This window comes from Traorella massiliensis (assembly GCF_900104665.1).
GTDB classification, from domain to species: domain Bacteria; phylum Bacillota_I; class Bacilli_A; order Erysipelotrichales; family Erysipelotrichaceae; genus Traorella; species Traorella massiliensis.
The window spans coordinates 230,868-255,389 of record NZ_LT629967.1 but is presented as its reverse complement, the minus strand read 5'-3'; the positions used below and the strand labels follow the sequence as shown (position 1 = coordinate 255,389).

The following is a 24,522-nucleotide window of genomic DNA, read 5'->3' as shown; positions in this document are numbered from 1 at the left end:
CTGCTGCCCTTGTCTTTTTTAGAGAGGTAAGATATGAAAAAGAAATTAAATCATTTAAAAACTTTTTTCAGTAAGCCTTATAATGTCCTGTTGCTGATATTTTTAGTAGTATTAGCCTATTTAGTGGTTGTTCCTTTATTTTCTATCGTTAAAGACACGTTTATTGTCCATTCAGCTGAAAAATCACGTGTTCATCAGGCGGTAGGATCCTTTACGCTTTATCACTGGAATCGGCTTTTTGTTAGTCAGTATAGTAATTCATTGCTGTATGAACCACTCATGCACAGCTTGATATGTGCTGTTTTCTCATGTATCGTATCCGTGCTGATCGGCGGAGGCTTTGCTTGGCTGGTAACTCGTACAGATATGAGATGGAAAAAGGTCATGACGAAATTGTTCATTTTCCCTTATATCATGCCTAGCTGGACATTAGCGCTTGCTTGGAAGAATTTTTTTAAGAATACTGCGGTTGGCGGTGCGATGGGAATCTTTACGGCCGCTACCGGAATTGAAACGGCGAACTGGTTCGCCTATGGAGCATTTCCGATCATTTTGGTGACCGGATTGCATTATGCACCGTTTGCCTATATTCTGATTGGCGGTGTATTAAGAAATATGGATGCCAATCTTGAAGAAGCGGCTGTAATCTTGAAAACAAATCGTTTGCGTATGTTTGCACGCATTACGATCCCAATGGTCATGCCGGCAGTCATGAGTACGATCATCTTGGTATTCTCAAGTGCGATGAGCTCATTTGCCGTACCACAGTTTTTAGGTCTTCCGGTTCGTTATTATGTATTGACGACAGAATTATATGCGGCTTTACAGGGAACGAATCCGGGTGTTGGTTATATCATTGCGATCCTGATGATCATTATCAGCGTTTTGATCATGATCGGTAATCAGTTGCTGATCGGTAAGCGTAAATCTTATGCAACGGTTACCGGAAAGAGTGCAAATGTATCCGTGTTCCATCTTAAGAAGGCCCGCAATATCATTTCCATTCTGGCAGGAGTTGTCGTATTATGTATGTCTGTCATACCGATGATATCATTCATGCTTCAATCAGTGATCATCGTGAAAGGTGATTATTCGCTTGCAAATATGACGTTGGATTTCTGGATCGGTATTTCAAAGGGTGGCAATGATATCATGGATAAAGCCGGTATCCTGATCAACAGCGATGTATGGAAAACACTTTTCAATAGTATCAAACTATCAGCGATCGTAGCTGTCGGTGCCGGAACTTTCGGCTTCCTTGCAGGATATTCGATCGTAAGAAGAAGAGGAAGCAAGCTGAGCCGTATTGTTGAGAATCTCACATTTATTCCATACCTGATTCCATCAATGGCATTTGCAGCTATCTATCTGTCAATGTTCTCCCAGAGCCACGGTATCATTCCTTCATTGTATGGAACATTTGCAATCCTGGCTTTGATCGGTACGGTGAAGTATTTGCCGATGGCTTCCAGATCAGGTGTCAATTCGATGCTGCAGCTTTCTCCGGAAATCGAAGAAGCCGGTATCATCCAAGGTATTCCATGGATCAAGCGTATGACCCGTATTATTGTTCCTATTGAAAAGTCAACGATCGTTTCGGGATATCTATTGCCATTTGTTTCAAGTATGCGTGAACTAAGCTTATATGTTATCTTAGTTACAGCAAATAATCGTGTGCTGACGACACTCTTGTTCATGTATGATGAAAAAGGATGGGATCAGTATTCCAATGCAATCAATCTTTTGATTATATTTGTTGTACTGCTTGTCAACTTTGGTGTTGAAAAGCTGACGGGTGCGTCAATCGAAAAAGGAGTAGGAGGAAGTAACTAATATGCCAACGATACGATTAGAGAATATCACAAAGAAATTCGGAAAAGATTCGATTGCTGTCAATCAGATGGATCTGGAAATCAAAGACGGTGAATTTGTTTCTTTATTAGGACCGAGTGGCTGTGGAAAAACAACGACGCTGCGTATGATCGCCGGTTTGGAAACGCCGACAGAGGGTGAAATCTATATTGATGGTGAACTGGTTTTTTCAGAAGAAAAAGGTGTCAATCTTTCACCGGATAAAAGAAATGTCGGTTTCTTGTTTCAAAATTATGCCTTATGGCCACATATGACCGTATATAAGAATATTTCATTCGGTCTTGAAAATATGAAATGGGAAAAAGCTAAAATTGATGCCCGTGTCAATGAAATTTGCGAAACGATGCGTATCAAAGAATATATGAATCGTTATCCTGCTGAGCTTTCCGGAGGTCAGCAGCAACGTGTCGCTATCGCAAGAACCTTAGCACCGAATCCAAGAATTTTATTGATGGATGAACCATTGTCAAATTTGGATGCTAAGCTGCGTAATGATATGCGTGCGGAATTGAAACGTTTGCATATGACAACAAAGGCAACCTTTGTTTATGTTACCCATGATCAATCAGAAGCCATGACCTTGAGCTCTAAGGTATGTCTAATGAAAGAGGGTGTTGTTCAACAGTATTGTCCGCCATTGGAATTGTATGGCGAACCGGCAAATCTCTTCTGTGCAGACTTTATGGGTAATCCTTCCATGAATTTTATCCAGTGCCATGGAAAAGCACATGAAAAGGGTATTGATTTAAATTGTAAACACTTTGCAGTACGTTTTACACCGAATCATCCGGTTGATTTAAGTGACGGTGAATATGTCTTAGGTATTCGTCCGGAATTTGTCGTCGTAGATGAGAAAGGTTCTATTGAAGGAAGAGTTATTTCATCATTGCCAAGTGGTATGGAAACGACACTTTCATTAGCTGTGAATGATGTGACATTCTCGGCTGTTGCCTTTGGAAGCATTGACTTTGCGATGGATTCGATCATTCATTTTGGTTTTTCAGGGGATCGCTATGTATTGTTTGATGCTAAATCAACAAAGATGATCACGTTGGGTTCACTGGAAGTATTGAGCGTATAATGAATACAACTGCCGATTCACTTTTTTGGAAATGGACATTAAGATTTATGGATATCATCCTGATGGGAACGCTTTGGCTTCTCACCAGCCTGCCTATTATTACGATCGGTGCCAGCAGCACGACCTTGAATATGTTAATGGGCAGGTATGTTACAGGGATAAAAGTAAATATTCTTAAGGACTATTTTCATGAATTTAAAAAGTGCTTCAAAAAAGCAACGATTATCTGGCTGATACATCTTGTGGTGTTTTTATTGCTTGCTCTCGATCTGATTTATTACTGGACAGGCAGTTCAACCTTTGATGTATTGGGAGCAGCTGTATTGGCCACATTATCAACGTTGATCGTATTTGAGTTTAATATGGTATTCATCATACTGTCCAGAAAACCGCATGCTAAGCTGAAAGAAATCATTTCAGAAGCTTTTGACTTATCCATGACATGTTTTCTGCAGGCTTTGTGCATTGCAATTTTAACGATTGGTCTTCCTATTTCCGCTTTCTTTTTGCTGCCGGAATTTCTTGTCATGATGCCGGGAATCATCTGTTATCTCAATTGGCAGATATTACCTAAGATGTTTGAGAAATATATGGTGAAAAAGACGGATAGAGAATATCATAAAAAACAAATTTCTAAATAAACAGGCAATGGAGTTTTGATTCATTGCCTGTTTCATGTATAATGAAGAGGGTGATCATATGGAAAGAATAACAAAAAAGAATGAAACAGGAATTGAAGTAAATAATATAGAAGAAGCCTTGGAAAGACTTTCGTTGTTTGAAGATTTTTATTTTGATCTCATCCGTCAGCAAGAAGAAATCAGCAGACAGATGAAAGAAATGCAGGAAAATGCACAGACAAGGCAATATCATTATCGTGAAATCAGTGCTCAGAAAGTAACGAATAATGTAATCATAAATATCTTAAAAAGGTATGGAATAAAATAAGAGGAAATGATATGTGTGGAAGATTTTTTATAAGGCTGGATGATTCAGAAATTGCCAGGAAAATTAAAGAGAGTCTCAAAGGAACTCAGTCATTTGAGTATGCTACAAATGAGGTTTTTCCTTCTCAGAAAGCAATCGTATTGATATTGAAAGATGATGAAATCATGGCTGATGTGAAAAAATGGGGAATTTCTGCTCGTTCACTTTTGATTAATGCACGTATAGAAACTTTACAAGAAAGAATCACTTATAAAAGAATTCTTCATCATCGATGTGCTATTATTGCGAATGGTTTTTATGAGTGGAATCATAAGAAAAAAATCTATATTACAAAAGAAAACGAACCTTATATTTATTTCGCAGGTTTATATAATGAGAATAATGAATTTGTGATTCTTACCGGAGAATCAGAAAATCAGATGAAACAAATACATTCAAGAACTCCTATTATTATGAATTATCAAGGAATGATTGATTATCTTCATTTTAAAGATATGCCTTCCGTTGATAATGAAAATTTGCATTTTAAATTATGTGAATAGTGAAAACTATTCATTTTTTAATATATAAAAACATAAATATAGATGAGGTGAATATGAATTCGCAGCTATTTAAAATAAAAAAAAGTCATATAAGAGATTTTCATGAAAAAGTAAAAAAAACAGAGAATGTACTAGATTTCACATTAGGTGATTCCAACGATCATGTAAATGATGAAATAAAAGAAGCAGCAATACAGTCACTTGAAAATAATGAAACACATTATAGTGAAAGCCAAGGCTTATATGAATTACGAGATATGCTTCGTTTAAAAGAAATGTATTATGATGTTCAGGAAATTTGTATTACAAGTGGTGCAACCCAGGGGCTTTTTGAAGTTATGATGGCTTTATTAAAAAAAGGAGATGGTTTGCTTATAGGAATTCCTGCCTATCCATCTTATATCTCTTTGTGTACATTGTTTGAATTGGATTTGCAGACATTTGTATTTGATGATGAATTTCAGATTAGTGAAAGTTCAATTAGAGCAGTAATTCAAGAAAATACAAAAGCCATACTCATTAATCACCCTCATAATCCTAGCGGCAGTGCACTTGATAGAAAATCCATTCAGACACTTCATCGTCTCAGTAAAGAATATGATTTATTACTGATATGGGATGCTACTTATTTTGAATGTAGTTCTTATCTTTCATTATATTGTTTATTACTGCACGAAAAAATAATTCAGATTCATAGCTTCTCTAAAAGTTCACTTATGTGTGGTTTTCGTGTTGGTTATGTATGTGCTCCACAGAATAAAATAAATGAGATAATAAAAGTACATCAGCTGATACAAAGCTGTTTGCCCGTTTTCACACAAAAAAGTGCTTTGGAAGCTCTGCATCATCCTTCTATGAACTATGATGAGCAGAAAACATATATCATACAACGATTACAAAATATGGGTGTAAAAGTAGTAAAAACCCAAGGCCCCTATTATGTCTTTTTTTCAATCGAAGATTTTCATATATCAAGTGAAGTATTCGCAGATCGTCTGCTTGAAGAAGTACATGTAGCAGTATTGCCCGGGAAATATTTTTATTATGAGAATCATATCCGTATGTCTTGCTGCATAGACTTAGTAAAATGTAAAGAAGGATGTGATCGCTTGGAAGCGTTTGTGAGAAGGTTATGAAGATTTATGAAGCTAATGGGAATCGTTTTATTTTAGGTAGTGAAGAAATTGATGTTGTTAAGATGTGTGAGGAATATAGATGTGATGGTTATTTAAAAATATTTTCTCATCGTATGAGCATTTTTAATGCTGATGGCAGTGAAGCCTTGTTATGTGTAAATGGGTTACATTGTTTTGCACATTATCTCTATGATGAAAATGAGAAATATGATGTATTTGCACTTGTAGTTCAAAATGAAATCTACAAGTGTGAGATAATCCAAAAAGAACCATTTATAAGTGTTGTGACTGTCAAGATACCTGTCATTTATCGAAATTTTGTAGATGTTGGGAATGAGCATATGATCTTACTGGATGAAAATATAGAAAATGCAGCTCAGTTGTGTAAACGATTTGATTGTAATATTTCTTATGTACGTATTATTAGTCAAAGTTGCATTGAAGTAAAAACATATGAACGAGGTGTAGGTTTTACACTGTCATGTGGTAGTGGCAATATAGCAAGCAGTTATTATTGTTATGTCAATGGATTATGTGATGCTCAAGTAAATATTTTGAATGAAGGGGGCGTATGCTTCATAGAAATAAAAGATCATGTGGAAATGAAGGCTATGAGCCGTTTTGTACAAGAAATATGAATATTATTCAAAAGATAAAAGAAAGTAAAAAAAAGACACTTGTTAGAGTATACTTAAATGAAGAATTTAAAGAATTAAAAAGTTATTCATACTCGGTTATTGGCGAATGGGGAAAAATTAAAGAGGTATTGACAAATCATAAGGTGAAAGATTATCAAGTAGAAACGATCTGTGTAAATAGTGCTTTATCACTTTTAGAACTGAAAGATATCGATGCCCGTATTGAATATGGGGCTATCATACGAGAAGGTGTAATAATTGGCAAAGAAGCGGTAATTTTAATGGGAGCCATCATTAATTCCGGCTGTATCATTGGTGAGCGAACGATGATTGATATGGGAGTTGTTGTAGGCGGTGGTGTCGTGATCAAAGAAAACTGTCATATCGGTGCTAATGCAGTGCTTGCGGGTATGGTCGAGCCTTATTGTGAACAGCCGGTCATCATTGAAAAGAATAGCTTTATAGGTGCAGGTGCAGTTGTTTTAGAAGGCGTGCATATTGGTGAGAATACAATCATCGGAGCCAACGCAGTCGTAACAGAAGATATTCCTGAAAACTGTGTTGCAGTAGGAATTCCTGCCAAAGTAATTAAAAGAAATCAAATAAAAAATAATATTATAGAAAATGATTTACGAGAAATTTAAGAGAACAGGGAGACTTGTTCTTTATTAATATTGATACTAAATTGCCCTGTTAACATTGTTTTTATATCCAAAATCAAGTAAAATAAAAGAGATATAAAAGAGGGTGGGAGTATATGTTAAATCGATATTCAAGAAAAGAAATGCGTGATATCTGGAGCGAAGAAAGCAAATTCGGTGCTTGGCTGAAAGTGGAGCTTCTGGCATGTGAAGCGTGGTCAGAGTTAGGTGAAATTCCAAAGGAAGATGTAGAAAAGCTATGGAAAAATGCAAAGTTTGATATTGATCGGATCTATGAGATCGAACAGCAGACAAGACATGATGTTGTGGCATTTACACGTTGTGTTTCGGAGTCATTAGGTGAAGAAAAGAAATGGGTTCATTATGGTCTGACAAGCACTGATGTGGTTGATACAGCATATGGTTATTTATATAAGAAGGCCAATGCGATTTTATTAGAGGATATTGAACGTTTCATGGCTATTTTAAAGAAAAAGGCCCTTCAGTATAAAATGACGCCAATGATGGGTAGAACACATGGTGTACATGCAGAAATTACTTCGTTTGGATTAGTGTTTGCCTTGTGGTATGAAGAAATGAAACGTAATTTAAAACGTTTCAAAGCTGCCTGTGAAGATATAGAAGCAGGTAAGATTTCAGGGGCGGTAGGAACTTTTGCCAACACACCGCCATTTGTACAGGACTATGTATGTGAAAAGCTAGGGATACAGTCTGCCAAGATTTCTACTCAAACGCTGCAAAGAGATCGCCATGCAGAATACTTTGCAACCTTAGCTTTGATAGGTACTTCACTTGAAAAAATGGCTACAGAAGTCAGACATTTACAGCGTACTGAAGTGCGTGAAGCAGAAGAGCATTTCAATCCTGGACAAAAAGGAAGCAGTGCAATGCCTCATAAACGCAATCCAATCGGTTCAGAAAATATTTGTGGATGTTCAAGAGTGCTAAGAGGTTATATGATGACTGCTTACGAAGATGTGCCACTGTGGCATGAAAGAGATATTTCACATTCTGCCGCAGAGAGGATCATTGCTCCGGATGCAACTGAACTTTTAGATTATATGTTGAATCGTTTTGGTAATATCTTAGATAATTTGACTGTGTTTGAGGATAATATGAAGGCAAATATCAATAAAACATATGGGGTAATCTATTCCCAAAGATTTATGTTAAAACTGATTGAAAAAGGTTTCTCAAGAGAAAAGGCATATGATCTAGTACAGCCAAATGCAATGAAGGCTTGGAATGAAAAAATCAGTTTCAAAGAATTAATGGAAAATAATCCTGAAGTAACAGCTCAATTAACACAAGAAGAAATTGATGACTGTTTTGATCCAATGCATCATTTAAAAAATGTAGATACGATTTTTAAAAGAGTCGGTATTGAATAGATCATGATATCATTCATGACATTATAATAAAGAAAAAAAGATAATAAAAACAGGAGGTAAAATGGCTAAGACAGATTTAGAAATCGCTCAGGAAGCTACGATGCTCCCCATTCAGGATGTAGCGAAAAAAGTGGGCATTCAAGAAGATGATATTGAATATTATGGAAAATATAAGGCAAAACTTTCTTTAGACCTTTTTAAAAAGAATAAAGAAAAAGAAGATGGAAAGCTGATTCTGGTAACTGCCATCAATCCAACAAAAGCGGGTGAAGGAAAATCAACAACGACTGTAGGGCTGGGTGATGGATTAAATCGCCTTGGAAAGAAAACGGTAATTGCTTTACGAGAACCATCTTTAGGACCTGTCTTTGGTTTAAAGGGTGGAGCTGCTGGAGGCGGCTATGCTCAAGTAGTGCCAATGGAAGATTTAAATTTGCATTTCACAGGGGATATGCATGCCATTACAACTTGTAACAATCTGATTAGTGCCTGTCTGGATAATCATATGCATCAAGGAAATGAATTGAATATTGACCCAGAAAGAGTTACCTGGAAAAGATGTCTGGATATGAATGACCGTACATTGCGTCAAATTGAAATAGGTCTAGGTCCTAAATCAAATGGTATTGAAAGAAAAGACGGGTTCAATATTACAGTTGCCAGCGAAGTAATGGCAGTATTATGTCTTTCCAGTTCACTTATGGATCTTAAAGAAAGACTTGGCAGGATGCTGATTGCTTATAATTATGATGGGGAACCTGTTTATGTCAAAGATTTAAAAATTGAAGGAGCTTTGGCATTGATCATGAAAGATGCAATTAAACCAAACCTTGTTCAAACACTTGAAAATAATCCGGCAATCGTACATGGTGGTCCTTTTGCTAATATTGCTCATGGATGCAACTCTCTTTTAGCAACTAAACTTGCATTAAAGCTTGGTGATTATGTTGTTACTGAGGCAGGTTTTGGTGCTGATCTAGGAGCTGAGAAATTCCTTGATATCAAATGCCGTTTTGGTAATTTAAAACCAAATGCTGTTGTCATCGTTGCGACGATTCGTGCATTGAAACAGCATGGCGGTGTAGAGTTTGAAAATCTGAAAGAAGAGAATGTAGAAGCTATGCTGGCTGGTTGTGCAAACCTTGAAAAGCATATTGATACGATTCAACAGTTTCATTTACCTTATATTGTTGCGATCAACGAATTTGCCAGTGATACACCTAAAGAAATTGAAGCACTTGAAAATTGGTGTAAAGAAAATAATCATCCAATGTCCTTATCACAAGTATGGGCTAAAGGAGGAGAAGGCGCTTTAGATTTAGCTCAAAAAGTAGCGGATATCTGTGAACAGGATAATGATTTTGCTCCTATCTATGATACGAGCGCTTCAATTGAGTCTAAGATCGAAACAATAGCTCAAAAGGTATATGGAGCCAAAGATGTTGTCTTTACAGAGGAAGCTCAAAAACAAATTCAGATTTATAACGAGCTGGGTTGGGATAAACTGCCAATCTGTATGGCCAAATGTCAAACTTCATTAAGTGATAATGCCAAGATTTATGGTGCACCTAAAGATTTCACGATCACTGTTAGAGAGCTTCGTCCATCCATAGGTGCTGGTTTCATAGTTGCTCTTACAGGAAATGTAATGACCATGCCAGGTCTGCCAAAACATCCGGCTGCCCTTGATATGGATATTGATGAAGAGGGTCATATCGTAGGTTTATTCTAATATTCAAAAATCCGTTGGTTCTACTGACGGATTTTCTTTTATAAAAAATGGTAAAAATTTACATATTGAAAAAATAAGCAGAGTAGAATAAGATAAATTTAAGAAGAAAAAGGAGTTTTTATGATTTTTTTAAAGTCTTTTCATTTATTGCCTGAAATGGAAGAATACTGGATGATATGCCAAAAGAAAAATATCTTTAATAGTTTATATCCTTTAAAAATATTTCCCGAAAAAGAATTTGAAGATATTGATTTTGAAACGATTACGATTTTTTATGGGGGTAATGGTTCTGGAAAAACAACACTATTAAATATCATTGCGGATAAACTAGAAGCATTAAGAAAAAATCATAATAAATTAGGAGAGCTTTTTGATCGATATGTATTACAATGTGACTATGAACTCTATCATAAAGAAATATGTAATGAAATCAAATTTATTTCAAGTGATGATGTTTTTGATTATTTATTAGATTTAAGGGCCATCAATTTCAATGTAAATCGAAGAAAAGATGAATTATCAGAAGAATATCTTAAATCTAAATATGATAAGAATATTGATGAAACATTAGAGCAGTATGAAATTTTAAAAAGAAAAACAGATGCAAGAAAGATGACTCAATCTAAATATATACGTTCACGTCTTGTCAACAATAATTTGATTCAACAGTCAAATGGTGAATCAGCTATTGATTTCTGGCAAAAAGAAATACAAGAAAAAGCTATTTATTTAATTGATGAACCAGAAAACAGTTTATCAGCAGAAAATCAGTTAAAACTAAAACATTTTATTGAAGAATCTGCTCGTTTCTATGATTGTCAATTTATTATATCTACTCATTCTCCATTTTTATTAAGTTTAGAGTATGCGAAAATATATGATTTAGATTCTGTACCTGTAAAATCAAGAAAATGGACAGAATTGCCGAATGTTAGAACCTATTATCAATTTTTCAAAGAGAAGGAAGAAGAATTCATGAATTCCTCTGAAAATTAAAAACTTATATTATACAAACGTGTCCACCTAAAAAGGACACGTTTGGTATTTTAAAATTGTCCACCAAATCAAGACAGAGTTTGGTATTTTCATAAAAAGGATAAAAAAATATAATGATAGTGAAGAAAGGAGTACCTATATGGGATTGAACGAAAGACAAATTCTGATCCTTCGTTATCTTCTATTAAAAAATGAAGCAGTTAATTATAGTGAATTATCTATGCATTGTGGCTGCTCCTCAAAAACAATTCAGAGAGATATAAAAAAAATAGAAGAAACAGGAAAGGATTTAGCTTTTGAAATTAAGCGAAATGGTCAAGGAATCTTACTTGAATGTAATTCAGAAGCGCGAAATCGATTAGATGAATTAGTATTTAGTACAGATTCTTTTAGAAGCAATGATTCTGTAGAAGACAGAAGAAACCGGATCTATCTAGATCTTTTACTGAATTCTCCTAATCCGACCAGTATTCGCTCACTTTCAGAAAAATATTTCGTTGGAAGCAGTTCTATTGTGAATGATCTCTCTGCAGTGGAGCAGCGGGCTCAAGCGAATGGACTCACTATGAAAAAAACTCGTGAAGGTACTTATCTTCAAGGAAATGAACTCTTGATTCGTAACGAAGTTGCCTATTTATTAAATGAGATTCAAGTAGGCGTTGCAGATGTGCAAACAGCACAGAGCCGGTTAAATAAAGAGACTAAGATGGTGCTCGAAGGTATTTATGGAAGTGACAGTCTTGCAAGTGTTGAACAGTGTGTTTCTTCAATTGAAGAATCCATTGATGTAATACTTAGCGATACTTACTATGTTAACATTGTGACCCATATTCTGATTGCAATGGAGCGCATGAAAAATAAAAGGTTTATTAATGAGAGCAATGTTATTTCTGAAAAAGATCGTAATGATGTCATTTTTCATAAGATAAAAAGGTGTGTAACTGACTTTTCTAATCAGACAGGCATCTACTTCCCTGAAAATGAAGTTGATTATATCTACACGCATTTTATGGGATGCGGCGTGGGTGAATTGCCTAGCCGAGAAGTGATTGCTCAGACGCTTCAGGCATCGAATCGGGAAGTGCTAAGCTTTTGTAATGAGCTTATCCAAAATATGGAGAAAGAAACATCCTATTCTTTCGCCAATGATTCTAATCTTTTTTATTCATTGCTGCTTCATGTAAATTCGATGATAACACGAATAAAATATAATGTTCGCATTATCTGTTTATTAAAAGAGAAAACAATTAAAGAATATCCAAAGATGTATGCGACTGTGAAGCAGGTAACACTGGAATTAAAGAAAAAATATTTTAAAGAAGGATTTATATCCGATGATGAAATATGTTATCTTTGTCTGTATTTTCAATTAGCATTGGAAGATAGAAAATCCCCTCGAAAAGTATTACTGATCTGTTCAACAGGTGTGGGAACTTCTCATATTCTGAAGAAAAGAGTACAAAAAGTCTTCCCTGATTTGGAAATTACAGATGTGATCTCACTAAGACAATTAGAAAAGAAAGATTTATCTGATATTGATTTAATTATAACAACGGTGAATATCACAAAAGAAATACAATGTCCATCCGTGTTAGTTTCAGTGCTTATGGATCAGAGGGATATTGATGAAGTAAAAAAAGCGATTGTAATTGAGAAAAAGGTGAGGGAATGTTAGATATTAAGGAAGTTTTATTTGACGAAAATGTCTGTTTGAATCTCAATGCAACAACCAAAGATGAAGCTATTTCAGAAATGACAAAGATGCTGTATCGAAATCAGGTTATTGAGGATCAAAAGACATTTATAAAAGAAATATACGAACGCGAGAGTGAAGGAATCACTGGTATTGGTGATGGTATTGCAATCCCTCATGGTCGTTCTAAAACGGTAAAGAAAACGGTGATTGCAGTTGGCAGATCTAATGAGGGAATTCGTGACTGGGAGACATTTGATAATAAACCAGTCAAATGTATCATTATGTTTGCTATTCGTGATGTAGATATGTCACAACATATCATGTTGCTCTCACATGTGGCGGAATTGTTGCTTGATGAAGATGTAATTCAAGTTTTGCACACTGCACAGACATCAAGTGAAATTGTCAATGTATTAAGAAAGGATCATTAATATGAATATAGTTGGAATTACGGCTTGCCCAACAGGGATTGCCCATACATATATTACAAAAAAGAAATTGATTCAGGCTGCTGAATCAAGAGGACATCATTGTCGTATTGAAACACAGGGGACTATTGGTGTAGAAGATGAATTGACACCACAGGAAATTGCGGATGCAGATGTAGTTATTTTAGCAGTTGATGTGAAAATTCATGGTGAAGAAAGATTTAAAGGGAAACCGGTCATTCGTATTACAACAGAAACTGTGATGCAGAATGCATTAGGTTTGATTCAAAAAGTGGAAAGTCTTATTCAAAAAAAATAGGAGGTAAATATGAAACAACAGTTAACGATGGTTAAAAAGCACGTCATGACGGGTATTTCATTCATGATCCCATTAGTTGTCGGTGCTGGTTTATGTATGGCAATTAGTATCATTATCGGAGGCCCAAATGTGTCTACAGCAGAAGGAACGTTTGCCTATACGGTCAATCGTATTGGAAGTTTGGGTATGACATTAGTTGTTCCGGTAATTACAGCAGCTATTGCTTACTCAATCTCAGATCGTCCAGGTGTTGCTCCGGGATTGATCATCGGTCTTATTTGTACTGAAATCAAAGCTGGTTTTATTGGAGGAATTGTCGGTGCTTTCCTTGTAGGATATTTTGTAAATTGGCTAAAAAAATTATTACGCAATGTTCCTGAGTCTATTAAAGGTTTAGTACCTATTTTACTTATTCCGCTTATATCAACTTTTGTTTGTGGATTGTTAATGTTCTATGTAGTAGGCCAGCCTATTGTTGCATTTATGGATGCACTTACGAATTTCTTAATGAGCATGCAAAGCGGATCTAAATTCGTCTTTGGTTTCTTAGTATCAGGACTTGCAGGAACAGATTTTGGAGGACCAATTAATAAATCAGTTTCATTATTTGCTAATGGATTAATGGTAGATGGTATTCTAGAACCTGAAGCATGCAAGTTATTGGGATGCATGATTCCACCGATGGGAATTATCGTTGCTTATATTTTAGCAAGAAAGAAATTTACAAAAGCTGAAAAAGAAGCTGTAAAAGCTTGTCTGCCAATGGGTATTTGTATGATTACTGAATGTGTGATTCCTTTGGCAATGAATGATTTATGGAGAGTTGTACTTTCTTCAGTTGTTGGCTGTGGTGTTGCAGGTGGTTTATCTATGCTGATGGGCGTTGGTGCTTCAGTGCCACATGGCGGATGGTTTGTTATCCCTACTTTCCAAAATCCAGTAGGTTATGTTATCTGTATGGTTGTTGGTTCTTTGATCATGGGAGTTTTACTGGCTGTATTGAAACGTCCTTTGAAGGAGGATGAAGATAGTCTGGATGGTTTGGGAACGAGCAGCGGAAAAGCTGCAGTTAATTTAGATGATATAAAAATTGAAGAGATAGGTTAACATATGCTATTGAATTTAAAAGATATATTAGATATAGCTGAGAAGCATGATTTTACAGTAGGTGCTTATAACGTAACAGAAAGTAGTATGTTTGAGGCAGTGGTCAAAACTGCGGAAGAATATTCATCGCCTGCTATTATTGCAGCAGCTGTAAATGAATTTGAATTTGCGGGTGAAGACTTCTATGCATATGTACAAAAAAGACTGATGAAAAGCAAGATTCCTTTTGTTTTACATTTAGATCATGCTAAGAGTTATGAAGATTGTGTTAGAGCCATTCAAGCAGGATTTACAAGTGTTATGATAGATGGGTCATTGCTTAGCTATGAAGAAAATATTAAAGTGACCAGAAAAGTCGTAGAAATGGCACATGCAGTGAATGTATCTGTAGAAGCAGAAATAGGTACGATAGGTGCTAATTCAAATTCAGAAGAAGATGGTGTTGAAGGGATAACTTATACTGATCCAAATGATGTGGCTGACTTTATAAGTCGAACACAGATTGATGCTTTGGCAATTGCAATAGGAACTGCACATGGACAATATCCAAAGGGTTATACCCCTCATTTAAATTTAGAATTACTGAAAGAAATACGTTCTTTAACAAAAACTCCTTTGGTTTTACATGGTGGAAGTAACAACCCTGACAGTGAGATAGAGGAAGGATGTCGGCTTGGATTAAGAAAAGTAAATATCTCTAGTGATTTCAAACTAGCTTATTATCGTAAATTAGAAAGCTATTTAAATGAAACACATGATTTCTATCCGGCTAAGATTTTACCACATGGAATGGAAGAAGTAAGACGAGTCGTATCACATAAAATGGATTTATTTCATTGCAAAGGCAAGGCGGGTCTTTATTAGGACAGAATATAATAGAAAGATGGTAGATATGAAAATTTCAAATCTATCATTTTTTTTCAGTTACATTGATATTGCTTATAAAGCAATGATATGTTAACTTCCAATACTTAAAATGTTTAAATGAATATTAGACAAGAAACGATTACTAAAAAGTGTGCATATGCAAAAAAGGGAGTGTATCGTAGAAATCAAAAGAGATGTTTATCAAAGCAGTTGTGATATGAGTTCAGAAGAGAAAGAAATTTAGTTCTTTATGTAATATTTCTGTTCGTTCGAAAAATTATAATCGTTAATGGAAATAAGAAACCATGGCATAATGATGAAGGTTTTGTAATCATGGGGATGAAATATTTTCTTTTAAATGCAGATAGTTTAGAATTGTAAGTAGTAAATTTGTATATAAAAACTGAGGCTATTAAAGCCTCATTCTTTTTCGTCATTGTTTTGGATATAATTTTGGATCGTTTCATCACTATAACTTAATAATTTCCCAAAACGATAAGCAATTTCGTAACGATACTTTTCATATTCCTTATTTTCAATAACTTTTACTTTTAATTTTTTTAATGTCCTATATTCTTCAATATCATTTTCATCTTTATAAAAAATGATATTGTAAGTGTTCTGATTCATAGATGCAGGAAATAAATCAGTAATCAAAGGATCATCATCCAAATAATAATGAATCTGATACTTGACACAAATATTTTCTGCGAAAGGAATATACTGATCCCGGATTTCTTTGGTAGATGATGGGTGTGATAAAGCAATTCGCTTTAATCCGGCTTTTACCATTTCACTAAAACAATCCATGACTCCACATTGATAAGAATATTCATCAATTTGTTTCATACATCCTCCTATGATAATACTGGAATGGCTCGTTTTGTTGCTTTTAATACTGTATATAATAAGAATACATCAATAGGGAACATTAAAATATTTTTAAGAATTCTTGCTTGTACAAGAACGATAAAGGCATTGCCATAAAGCATATGTAGCCATAATGGTGTTAAAAGCATATTAATTAGTAAGACAACAGTTAGTCTAGCCGCAATAACACGTTTTATAGTAAGATCTTTTTTATAAAAGAAGAGTCCATAAATAAAACCTGTTAGAAATTCATTTAATCCAAATAAAGGCATATAAGGTCCGCTGGGGTTTAAAAAATATTTGATATTATCACAAATAATACCTGCAAAACCTGCCATGATCGGTCCATATGTAAAAGCACAGGCAGCTAGTGCTAATGAAGAAAAACTGATTTCCAGCATTTTAGGAATGACAACGATCTTAAAATAGCCTAAGGCAGCATTCATAGCTACAAATAAGGAAGTACCTACTAATGTTTTAACGTTTTTAATGCCTTGTCCGCTTTGACGGATCAAATGAGGAATTGATTTAAATTCTGTCAGTAAGTTATCCATATAAAAACCTCCTTTTCTACCATTGTCATGAAAAAGAGGCATTCTGCGATTTTCATGCAACAGTGGGATGCGAGATATATATCGCAAGAAAATCTTTTCGCCTAACTGACAACTCCCCGTTCAGTTAATACTTAACGCATATATCTCTACTCTGCTAACAAAAGTATTATAAGATGTATAACTGCTGAAATCAATCTTTCAACTTAAATTTAATATATAAAATTTAATAAATTAAAAATAAGATGAATGACTATAGTGTCATGGAATATTTTTGTACATATGATATACTGGACTCATACGAGGAGTTATGAATATGAAAAACAAAAGATTTATTTATGGAATTGCTGGTTCGCTGATATTAGCAGCTGTACTTTTTTTTATTTTCCTACCGCCGATTAATCCGACAAGTATTACTTTTTGGATTTATTTGTGGGTATCGTTGATTCCATTATTGATTGCAGTGATTGCCAATATGACTAAAAAAACAAATGTGAAAAAGGAGCAGGGAATCTTAGGTGTTTTTGCTGCTTCGATTGCAATAGTATTAGTAATTATGTTTGTATGCAGTCCGATTTTTAATGCAAATGAATATGCACAGCGTATTGATTTGGTCGAAGCAGATTTTAGTGAAATTGATGAAGTCGATTTTACAAAGACAGCAATCATCGATCGTGATTCAACGATGGTTTTAGGTGATCGAACATTAGGTCAGCTTCCTGAACTTATAAGCCAGTTTGAGGTAAGTGATATTTATTCACAGATATCTTATCAGGATACGATCGTACGTGTAACACCGCTTGATTATAACGGTCTTATTAAGTATTTTTCTAATCATTCAGAGGGAATACCTGGATATATCATTGTCAATGCGACTACGGGAAAAAGCGATCTGGTAAAATTAGAAGATTTAGGCTTAAGTGGCATAAAATATAGTGAAAATGCTATTTTATTTGAAGATCGTGATCGTCATATGCGTTTGGCATATCCATTTGATATTTTTTATGAAACAAATTTTGAAATTGATGAAGAAGGAGTTCCTTATTGGATCACTTCAACAATTTCGTATAAAGGTATTGGTCAGAAGCCAGCCATTACAGGTGTAATTGCGATGAATGCGATTGATGGCAGTATGAATAAATATGCCATAGGAGAAATTCCAGAATGGATCGATCGTGTTTATGCCAGTGATCTGATCATCGAACAGGTAAACCAGTCAGGGGCTTATGTCCATGGATTCATTAATTCGATCATTGGTCAAAGAGATGTTTATCAGACAACTGAAGGATATAATTATATCGTGTTAAATGATGATATATGGTTATATACGGGTATTACATCAGTAAATAGTGATGAATCGAATATCGGCTTCGTATTAGTGAATCAGCGTACTCAAGAAGCAAAAATCATTATGAGCAGCGGTGCAGAAGAATTTTCAGCTATGAGCAGTGCAGAAGGAAAAGTCCAGCATTTGGGCTATACATCTACGTTCCCGTTGCTGATCAGTGTTGGCGGACGCCCTACTTACTTGGTTTCTCTCAAGGATAATGCAGGATTAGTAAAGATGTATGCTATGATTGATTGTGAAGATTACCAGCAAGTAGTTACCGTAGATAAGGATAAAGGTTTAGAATATCTAAAGAGTCAATATATTGCTGCTATGAATATTGTTGATACAGATAGATTGGAAGAGAAAGAAATTACAGTTTCATCTGTCTCTTATATTAATATTTCCGGAGATACTTATGCTTATATTATGGATCAGGAAGGAAATGTTTATAAAGGTCATATAACGATTAATGAAAAGTTATTGCCTTTTATCAAAGAAAATGATGTTTTAAAGGTAAAATATACGACAGGTGATGTTAACAGTATCATAGAAATCAATAAGTAAAAGATGCTATTTTGCATCTTTTTTTCACTTTTTTAACATTTATCCAAAATTGTATAAAATAGTGAATACCTAAACATTGAGAAGGGTTTGATGATATGTTAGCATATAAAATATGAAAAAATATGCGATACTAACAGATTCATCATGTGATATTGACGATAAAACAGCAAAAGAGCTAGGAATCTATGTTCTTCGAATGCCTCTTACGATTGATGAGGAAGAGTTTATAGAAGGAGTCGATATTGATTTAACCAGCATTAAGCAAGCAATGCTGGATGGGAAAATAGTGAAAACTTCTCAGGCTCAATTAGGTTCACTTATAAAAATGTATGATCATTTATTAGAGGAATATGATGAAATCATTCACATTCCTTTATCCTCAGGATTAAGCGGAATGTATCAGACCGCTCTTGTACAGTCACAAAATTATGAAGGAAGGATAACTGTCATTGATGCGAAATGTGTATGCTATCCATTAACAAAATTATGTTTAGACGTAAAAGAAATGCTTTGTGAAGGGAAAACACCTTCTGAAATAAAAGAAGCGATTGAAAGAGTACCTTCAATGATGGAAGCAATCATTATCCCAAGTGATCTTAACTATCTTAAAAGAGGTGGAAGAATTACACCGGCAGCCACTGCTTTATCCAGTCTTTTAAAAATTGTGCCTGTATTATCTTTAAAAGAGGGTATCATTGATGTTTTTGATAAAGTCAGAACGATGAAAAAAGCAATTGAAAAAGGCATTGATGAAGCAGTAAATGTAGAAGATGCTTCACAATATTATTGGATGATCATCTCTGATGACTGTGATGATATGGTGGATGAAGTTAAACAGAAATTAGAAGAGAGAACCCATCAAAAAGTAGAGAGACATCCTTTTGGAGCTGTAATCCTGTCTCATACAGATCCGGGGGTACTGGCATTTGGTAAGATGAAAAAATTAAAAAAGATTCTTGACAATTAAAATTTTGTGTTTTATTATGATACCAACAATACAATAAAGACGATGAAAAGAAAAGTAATTCATTGAAAGTCTAAAGAGAGTTCTTGGCTGGTGTGAAAGAACGATGGAAGATGAATGAAAATGGCCTTGGAGTTGCATACCGAACCAAAATGGTTAGGCTATGACGGGTTCACCCGTTACAGTGATAGAGTATAATCCTTATAGGACGTACTTGATGAGGAAATAATCGTGAGATTATTTTAAACTAAGGTGGTAACGCGAATACACTCGCCCTTATATAGGGCGAGTTTTTTATTGTATTGAGTAGTGAGTAAATAAAGGAGGAAATAGACATGAAAAAATTACTCAGCTTATTAGTTGCAGGAGCTTTATTAGCCGGCTGCTCAAACACAACAGATACGGAGGATAAAACGATTACGATCGGGGCTACGCAAGTACCACATGCGGAAATCTTAAATGATGTGGTAAAACCAGCTTTAGAAGCAGATGGATGGACAGTAGATGTAGTTGAATATACTGATTATGTACAGCCAAATACAGCTTTAGAAGAAGGAAGCCTGGATGCGAATTATTATCAGACATTAGATTATTTGGAAACACAAAATGAAGAAAGCGGCTTGCATCTTGTATCAGTAGCAGGTATCCATCTAGAACCAATGGGATGTTATTCTTCTAAATACAGCAGTGTAGATGAAATTCCTGATGGTGCGACCATTTCTATTCCAAATGATGCAAGTAATGGGTCAAGAGCCTTGAAGCTATTAGCAGCAAACGGGTTGATTACTTTAAGTGAAACAGATGGTTTATATGATACGACAATGATTGAAGAAAATCCACACAATTATGAAATCGTATCTTTAGAAGCTGCCCAGCTTCCAAGAAGCTTAGAAGATGTTGATGCTTCTGTTATCAATGTAAACTATGCTTTGCAAGCTGATTTAAATCCATTAGAAGATGCTTTATTTATTGAAGATGCAACATCAGAAGAAAGTGCTGATTATGTAAATTACTTGGTTGTAAAAGAAGGTAATGAAGATACTGAAAAAACAAAAGCTCTTATTGAAGCAATGACAAGTGATGAAGTAAAAGCTTATATTGAAGAAAATTACGATGGTTCAGTAATTGCAGCATTCTAATATGAAAACAATTTATTTAGCTGGCGGCTGTTTTTGGGGAATTCAAAAATACATGGATCAGTTTGACGGAATTATTGAAACAGTCGTCGGCTATGCCAATGGATATTTAAAAAATCCATCTTATGAAAATGTGAAGAGTCAGCAAAGTGGTCATGCGGAAACGGTGAAAGTAGTTTATGATGAGCAGGTTCTTTCATTAGAAAAAATTCTAAGAAAGTTTTTACTTGTCATTGATCCAACTTCACTTAATAAGCAAGGTGAAGATGAAGGCAGTTCCTATCGAAGCGGTATTTATTATACAGATGAAAACGATTTGGATATCATTGTTCAAGTGATTCAGGATGAACAGAAAAAATATGCTCATCCGATCGTTGTGGAAGTGAGGCCTTTAATATCTTTTTACAAAGCAGAAGATTATCATCAGAAATATCTGGATAAAAATCCAAAAGGATATTGTCATATAGATACCTGTTTTTTTAAGGATAAGGAGTAGTTTTATGATAGAGATAAAGAATCTGAGTAAAAATTTTGGTTCTCTGAATGTTTTAGATGATATTTCATTTGAAATTGAAAAGGGAGAAATTTATGGGATCATTGGACAAAGTGGTGCCGGAAAATCGACGCTTTTAAGATGTATCAATGGACTTGAAACTTTTGATAGCGGATCGATCATTGTTGATGGGAAAATCATCAATACACTGACAAAAAAAGAGCTTCAGCACGTACAAAAAGAAATGGGAATGGTCTTTCAAAATTTTAACTTGTTGAGCCGTTTAAATGTATATGACAATGTGGCTTTGCCTTTACAGTTTTGGGGGCAAAGAAAAAATAGTCCGGAAAACAAAGAAAAAATCATGAATTTATTACGTCTTGTTGGCTTAGAAGATAAGGTTAACAGTAAGCCGGCACAGCTTAGCGGGGGTCAGCAGCAACGTGTTGCCATTGCCCGTGCTTTGATTCTTGATCCAAAAGTATTGCTTTGTGATGAAGCGACCTCTGCACTTGACCCTGTTATTACAAAAGAGATCTTAGATCTGCTTTTAAAGATCAATAAAGAGATGGGGATTACCATTGTCGTTGTGACTCATCAGATGGAAGTAATTAAACAGATATGTACCAAAGTAGCTTTTATAAAAAATGGAAAAGTGGTAACTGTTGGCAAACCGGAAGAATTATTCGTTGCGCCAAATCCTGAAGTTCAGGCATTTGTTGGTGAAAGTGTAGAAATACTTCCAAAAGACGGTGTAAATGTAAAATTGTTCTTTGCGGATGAAAACTCAGAATCACATCTGATTACGACATTAGCAAGGAAGTTAGATATTGACTTTGATATCTGCCAAGGAAAACTGGAGAATTTCCGAGGTTCTATTTTAGGAAGTTTGATTATTAATATTCAAGAAGAAGATCGTGATAAGGTTTTTGCTTTTTTGAAGGAGCATCATATTATCTGGGAGGAATTACAGCATGAGTGAAATCTTAATAGAAGCAACGCTTGATACGATATATATGATCGTTGGTTCAACGTTTTTTTCAGTAATACTTGGTTTTATACCTGCGATTATCATGACTTTGACAGCAAGTGATGGTTTGCGTCCTAATAAAGTAGTCTATGGTATCTTTGATTTCCTAGTAAATACTTTTAGAAGCTTTCCTTTCGTAATTCTTCTAGTATTGGTAATGCCTTTGACAAGAGCAATTGTTGGTACAACTATCAAGCCTACAGCAGCTCTTGTTCCATTGACGATTGGAGCGATCCCCTTTGTCGCAAGAGTCATCGAATCAGCTTTTCGAGAAGTGGATCATGGACTGATCGAAGCGGCCCGTTCATTTGGTGCCAGTAATTTTCAGATTATTTATCGAGTCTATTTTAAAGAAGCTTTGCCATCGATTGTATCAGGTATTGTATTAACGATGATTTCATTGATTGGTTATAGTGCGATAGCTGGTACTTTAGGTGCAGGCGGATTAGGTGACGTTGCTATTCGTTTTGGATATCAGGGATTCAAAACAGAATATATGGTAGTTACTAGTATTGTTTTGATTATCATCGTCCAAATTATTCAAAGTATTGGTAATTTCTTTTATAAAAAGCTTTCTTAATCATGAATTATTTTGGCGCTTTAAAAAATAGCGGGGAAAAATAAAAAAACCTTTAAATATTAGCGGGGTGAATTTACCCCGCTGAAATTTTAAAGGAGCCTACTTTCATTCTAAAAATCAATCATTAATTAAAGGTTATTTATGTTTCCTATAGGTGCCTCTTTTGGCGCCTTTTCTTTTGACTTTTGTCTTCTTTTCAGTAATAGAGTAAGTTTCATATAGGTTCTGCGAATAAAGAAACTTGTTCCTTGCTCTCTCAAAATTAGTAAATCCGTTGGCATTGCTGATGATCTTTTTTATATAAGTATTCTTTCCTTCGATAGGTCCGTTTGATAAACGCCTTTCATCAATCCATACAAATGAATTTAGGATTTCCTCCTTCCAGCTTCGAAGAGTCCCCGCACATCCCTTCATTTCCTCAATGCCTGAATCGAGCATATCCTTGAAAAGTTTATTCAGCTCTTCTTCTTTTGTCTTCCGATTGGTGAAACGCTTCCTGTCGCTGCTGTTGAAGCGAATAAATCTTTCCTTTAGAAAATAAGCTGTTTTTAAATGGCTATCCATTTGAAGAAGCAGATCAGCCAGATCCCTTTCTGTGATGGAATAACCCAGAATCATATCCTTTTTCTTCTTTTCGAATTCCAGTTCATTTCGATTCTTCAGTAACAGCTCGTATCTGTTTTTCAGAAGGCTGTAGGAAAACATATCACCGTTTTCTTTCTTCCTGCGCATGATCCGTTTTCTCAGAGTGTTCAGTGCATCATTGACTCTTTTAGCAGCGTGGAACGGATCGATGCAGACAGCAGCATCGGGGAAATACACAGAGGCAATATCCCTGTAGTTGCGGTACATATCGATGATGATATACTTTACAGCTTTTCTTTCCTGCAAAGGGATGGAATAGAAATAGTCACTTAAATGTTGGACATGTCTGGATTCAAAAATATCGAGGATGACTTTCTTATGGAAATCCATCATGATGAAAGCATATTTATAGCGTGAGCGCCGGTTGAAATAGAATTCATCCCAGCACAGGATATCTGTTAAGTGTTTTCTTGGGATTTGGACATGTTTATCAAAGATATCGACAACCGTTCCGACCGAGAGTCCGTAAGTGGACGCAACAGAGGAAAACGTAGAGTTGTAAGGCTTCAGAGCTTCCAGCACGCTGATGATCGTGGAAGGAGCCACCGACTTGCGGGTGGAACCGAAAGGATGGTTTTCCACAAAAGACTTTCCACAGTGTTCGCATTTCAGACGTCTTCGCTTATAATAGACAATAGAATTGAAGCGAATAAAGATCTTCATGTGGAGCTTGCGGATCTTATAGTCCTTGATGGAACGAGTCAGAGAGCCGCAATTCGGACAGATATGGTCTTTGAGATTCAGAGTGATGAGGAAATCCTCATTATGAAAGGAAGAAACAGACTCAATGGAATCAATTTCTTCCTCTTTTAAATTTAAAGCATTAATGATAGAATGATTCATAGCTACCTCCTTTGATAAGAATGAAATAGACCAGTAAAATTCTATCAAAGCGAGGTAGTTTTTTTAACCCCATCTAAAATTTAAAGCGAGGAAAGTCTTAT

At 35.2% G+C, this 24,522-nt stretch carries 25 protein-coding genes, 1 riboswitch and 1 other annotated feature; of the genes, 22 read left to right on the top strand and 3 right to left on the bottom strand.

What is annotated here, in order from left to right; all coding sequences use genetic code 11:
- The first annotated feature begins 33 nt into the window (after positions 1 to 33).
- From BQ5367_RS02370 to BQ5367_RS02295, 16 genes are all read left to right on the top strand, one after another.
- Positions 34 to 1,833 (top strand): ABC transporter permease, encoded by a 1,800-nt coding sequence (locus BQ5367_RS02370; RefSeq protein ID WP_071440971.1) that lies wholly within the window; start codon positions 34 to 36, stop codon positions 1,831 to 1,833.
- Between the two features lies 1 nt (position 1,834).
- Complete coding sequence (locus BQ5367_RS02365; RefSeq protein WP_071440970.1) at positions 1,835 to 2,953, top strand: ABC transporter ATP-binding protein; 1,119 nt, start codon at positions 1,835 to 1,837, stop codon at positions 2,951 to 2,953.
- Positions 2,953 to 3,594, top strand: a complete 642-nt coding sequence (locus tag BQ5367_RS02360) for a DUF624 domain-containing protein (RefSeq protein WP_071440969.1) — start codon at positions 2,953 to 2,955, stop codon at positions 3,592 to 3,594. Before BQ5367_RS02365 ends, BQ5367_RS02360 begins: the two co-directional genes overlap by 1 nt.
- A gap of 58 nt (positions 3,595 to 3,652) precedes the next feature.
- On the top strand, positions 3,653 to 3,901 hold the full coding sequence (locus tag BQ5367_RS02355; protein WP_071440968.1) for a hypothetical protein: 249 nt from the start codon (positions 3,653 to 3,655) through the stop codon (positions 3,899 to 3,901).
- An 11-nt stretch (positions 3,902 to 3,912) separates the two neighbouring features.
- A complete protein-coding gene (locus tag BQ5367_RS02350) occupies positions 3,913 to 4,443 on the top strand; it encodes an SOS response-associated peptidase family protein (RefSeq protein ID WP_071440967.1) in 531 nt (176 codons plus the stop codon).
- Positions 4,444 to 4,496: 53 nt separating this feature from the next.
- Complete coding sequence (locus tag BQ5367_RS02345) at positions 4,497 to 5,579, top strand: pyridoxal phosphate-dependent aminotransferase (protein WP_071440966.1); 1,083 nt, start codon at positions 4,497 to 4,499, stop codon at positions 5,577 to 5,579.
- Positions 5,576 to 6,217, top strand: a complete 642-nt coding sequence (locus BQ5367_RS02340) for a diaminopimelate epimerase (protein ID WP_071440965.1) — start codon at positions 5,576 to 5,578, stop codon at positions 6,215 to 6,217. Before BQ5367_RS02345 ends, BQ5367_RS02340 begins: the two co-directional genes overlap by 4 nt.
- Positions 6,151 to 6,861, top strand: coding sequence for a DapH/DapD/GlmU-related protein (locus tag BQ5367_RS02335; RefSeq protein ID WP_235858720.1), 711 nt, complete (start codon positions 6,151 to 6,153; stop codon positions 6,859 to 6,861). The genes BQ5367_RS02340 and BQ5367_RS02335 overlap by 67 nt, the downstream gene beginning before the upstream one ends.
- Before the next feature lie 113 nt (positions 6,862 to 6,974).
- Complete coding sequence (purB, locus tag BQ5367_RS02330) at positions 6,975 to 8,270, top strand: adenylosuccinate lyase (RefSeq protein WP_071440964.1); 1,296 nt, start codon at positions 6,975 to 6,977, stop codon at positions 8,268 to 8,270.
- A gap of 61 nt (positions 8,271 to 8,331) precedes the next feature.
- Positions 8,332 to 10,002, top strand: coding sequence for a formate--tetrahydrofolate ligase (locus tag BQ5367_RS02325; protein ID WP_071440963.1), 1,671 nt, complete (start codon positions 8,332 to 8,334; stop codon positions 10,000 to 10,002).
- 120 nt (positions 10,003 to 10,122) lie between these two features.
- Positions 10,123 to 10,998, top strand: a complete 876-nt coding sequence (locus tag BQ5367_RS02320; protein ID WP_071440962.1) for an AAA family ATPase — start codon at positions 10,123 to 10,125, stop codon at positions 10,996 to 10,998.
- A 139-nt stretch (positions 10,999 to 11,137) separates the two neighbouring features.
- Entirely contained in the window at positions 11,138 to 12,673 is a 1,536-nt protein-coding gene (locus tag BQ5367_RS02315; protein WP_071440961.1) for a BglG family transcription antiterminator, read from the top strand.
- Complete coding sequence (locus tag BQ5367_RS02310) at positions 12,667 to 13,125, top strand: PTS sugar transporter subunit IIA (protein WP_071440960.1); 459 nt, start codon at positions 12,667 to 12,669, stop codon at positions 13,123 to 13,125. The genes BQ5367_RS02315 and BQ5367_RS02310 overlap by 7 nt, the downstream gene beginning before the upstream one ends.
- 1 nt (position 13,126) lies before the next feature.
- Positions 13,127 to 13,441, top strand: coding sequence for a PTS fructose transporter subunit IIB (locus BQ5367_RS02305; RefSeq protein ID WP_071440959.1), 315 nt, complete (start codon positions 13,127 to 13,129; stop codon positions 13,439 to 13,441).
- 9 nt (positions 13,442 to 13,450) lie between these two features.
- Entirely contained in the window at positions 13,451 to 14,548 is a 1,098-nt protein-coding gene (locus BQ5367_RS02300; protein ID WP_071440958.1) for a PTS fructose transporter subunit IIC, read from the top strand.
- Positions 14,549 to 14,551: 3 nt separating this feature from the next.
- Positions 14,552 to 15,412, top strand: a complete 861-nt coding sequence (locus tag BQ5367_RS02295; RefSeq protein ID WP_071440957.1) for a ketose-bisphosphate aldolase — start codon at positions 14,552 to 14,554, stop codon at positions 15,410 to 15,412.
- Between the two features lie 423 nt (positions 15,413 to 15,835).
- On the opposite strand, the gene BQ5367_RS02290 is transcribed toward BQ5367_RS02295, so the two are convergent.
- Together BQ5367_RS02290 and BQ5367_RS02285 are read right to left on the bottom strand one after the other, a co-directional pair.
- Positions 15,836 to 16,264: a hypothetical protein gene (locus BQ5367_RS02290; protein WP_071440956.1), complete on the bottom strand. Its 429-nt coding sequence runs from the start codon at positions 16,262 to 16,264 to the stop codon at positions 15,836 to 15,838.
- An 8-nt stretch (positions 16,265 to 16,272) separates the two neighbouring features.
- Positions 16,273 to 16,839: a folate family ECF transporter S component gene (locus BQ5367_RS02285; protein WP_071440955.1), complete on the bottom strand. Its 567-nt coding sequence runs from the start codon at positions 16,837 to 16,839 to the stop codon at positions 16,273 to 16,275.
- 58 nt (positions 16,840 to 16,897) lie between these two features.
- Positions 16,898 to 16,995: riboswitch (THF riboswitch) on the bottom strand.
- 157 nt (positions 16,996 to 17,152) lie between these two features.
- Here BQ5367_RS02285 and BQ5367_RS02280 point away from each other — a divergent pair.
- The 6 genes from BQ5367_RS02280 to BQ5367_RS02255 all read left to right on the top strand — a co-directional run bounded on the left by BQ5367_RS02280 (position 17,153) and on the right by BQ5367_RS02255 (position 22,933).
- Positions 17,153 to 18,730, top strand: coding sequence for a hypothetical protein (locus BQ5367_RS02280; RefSeq protein ID WP_071440954.1), 1,578 nt, complete (start codon positions 17,153 to 17,155; stop codon positions 18,728 to 18,730).
- 112 nt (positions 18,731 to 18,842) lie between these two features.
- Positions 18,843 to 19,697 carry a DegV family protein gene (locus BQ5367_RS02275; protein ID WP_071440953.1) on the top strand — a complete coding sequence of 285 codons (855 nt, stop codon included), beginning with the start codon at positions 18,843 to 18,845 and terminating at the stop codon, positions 19,695 to 19,697.
- A gap of 33 nt (positions 19,698 to 19,730) precedes the next feature.
- Positions 19,731 to 19,975 (top strand) — a binding site (T-box leader).
- Between the two features lie 54 nt (positions 19,976 to 20,029).
- The gene (locus tag BQ5367_RS02270) at positions 20,030 to 20,833 is read left to right on the top strand and encodes a MetQ/NlpA family ABC transporter substrate-binding protein (RefSeq protein ID WP_071440952.1); all 804 of its coding nucleotides are present in this window, start codon (positions 20,030 to 20,032) and stop codon (positions 20,831 to 20,833) included.
- A 1-nt stretch (position 20,834) separates the two neighbouring features.
- Positions 20,835 to 21,326: a peptide-methionine (S)-S-oxide reductase MsrA gene (msrA, locus tag BQ5367_RS02265; protein WP_071440951.1), complete on the top strand. Its 492-nt coding sequence runs from the start codon at positions 20,835 to 20,837 to the stop codon at positions 21,324 to 21,326.
- Between the two features lie 4 nt (positions 21,327 to 21,330).
- The gene (locus BQ5367_RS02260; protein WP_071440950.1) at positions 21,331 to 22,305 is read left to right on the top strand and encodes a methionine ABC transporter ATP-binding protein; all 975 of its coding nucleotides are present in this window, start codon (positions 21,331 to 21,333) and stop codon (positions 22,303 to 22,305) included.
- Positions 22,298 to 22,933, top strand: coding sequence for a methionine ABC transporter permease (locus BQ5367_RS02255; RefSeq protein WP_071440949.1), 636 nt, complete (start codon positions 22,298 to 22,300; stop codon positions 22,931 to 22,933). Before BQ5367_RS02260 ends, BQ5367_RS02255 begins: the two co-directional genes overlap by 8 nt.
- A 135-nt stretch (positions 22,934 to 23,068) precedes the next feature.
- Here BQ5367_RS02255 and BQ5367_RS02250 read toward each other — a convergent pair whose 3' ends face one another.
- The gene (locus BQ5367_RS02250) at positions 23,069 to 24,421 is read right to left on the bottom strand and encodes an ISL3 family transposase (protein ID WP_071440948.1); all 1,353 of its coding nucleotides are present in this window, start codon (positions 24,419 to 24,421) and stop codon (positions 23,069 to 23,071) included.
- Between the last annotated feature and the right edge of the window lie 101 nt (positions 24,422 to 24,522).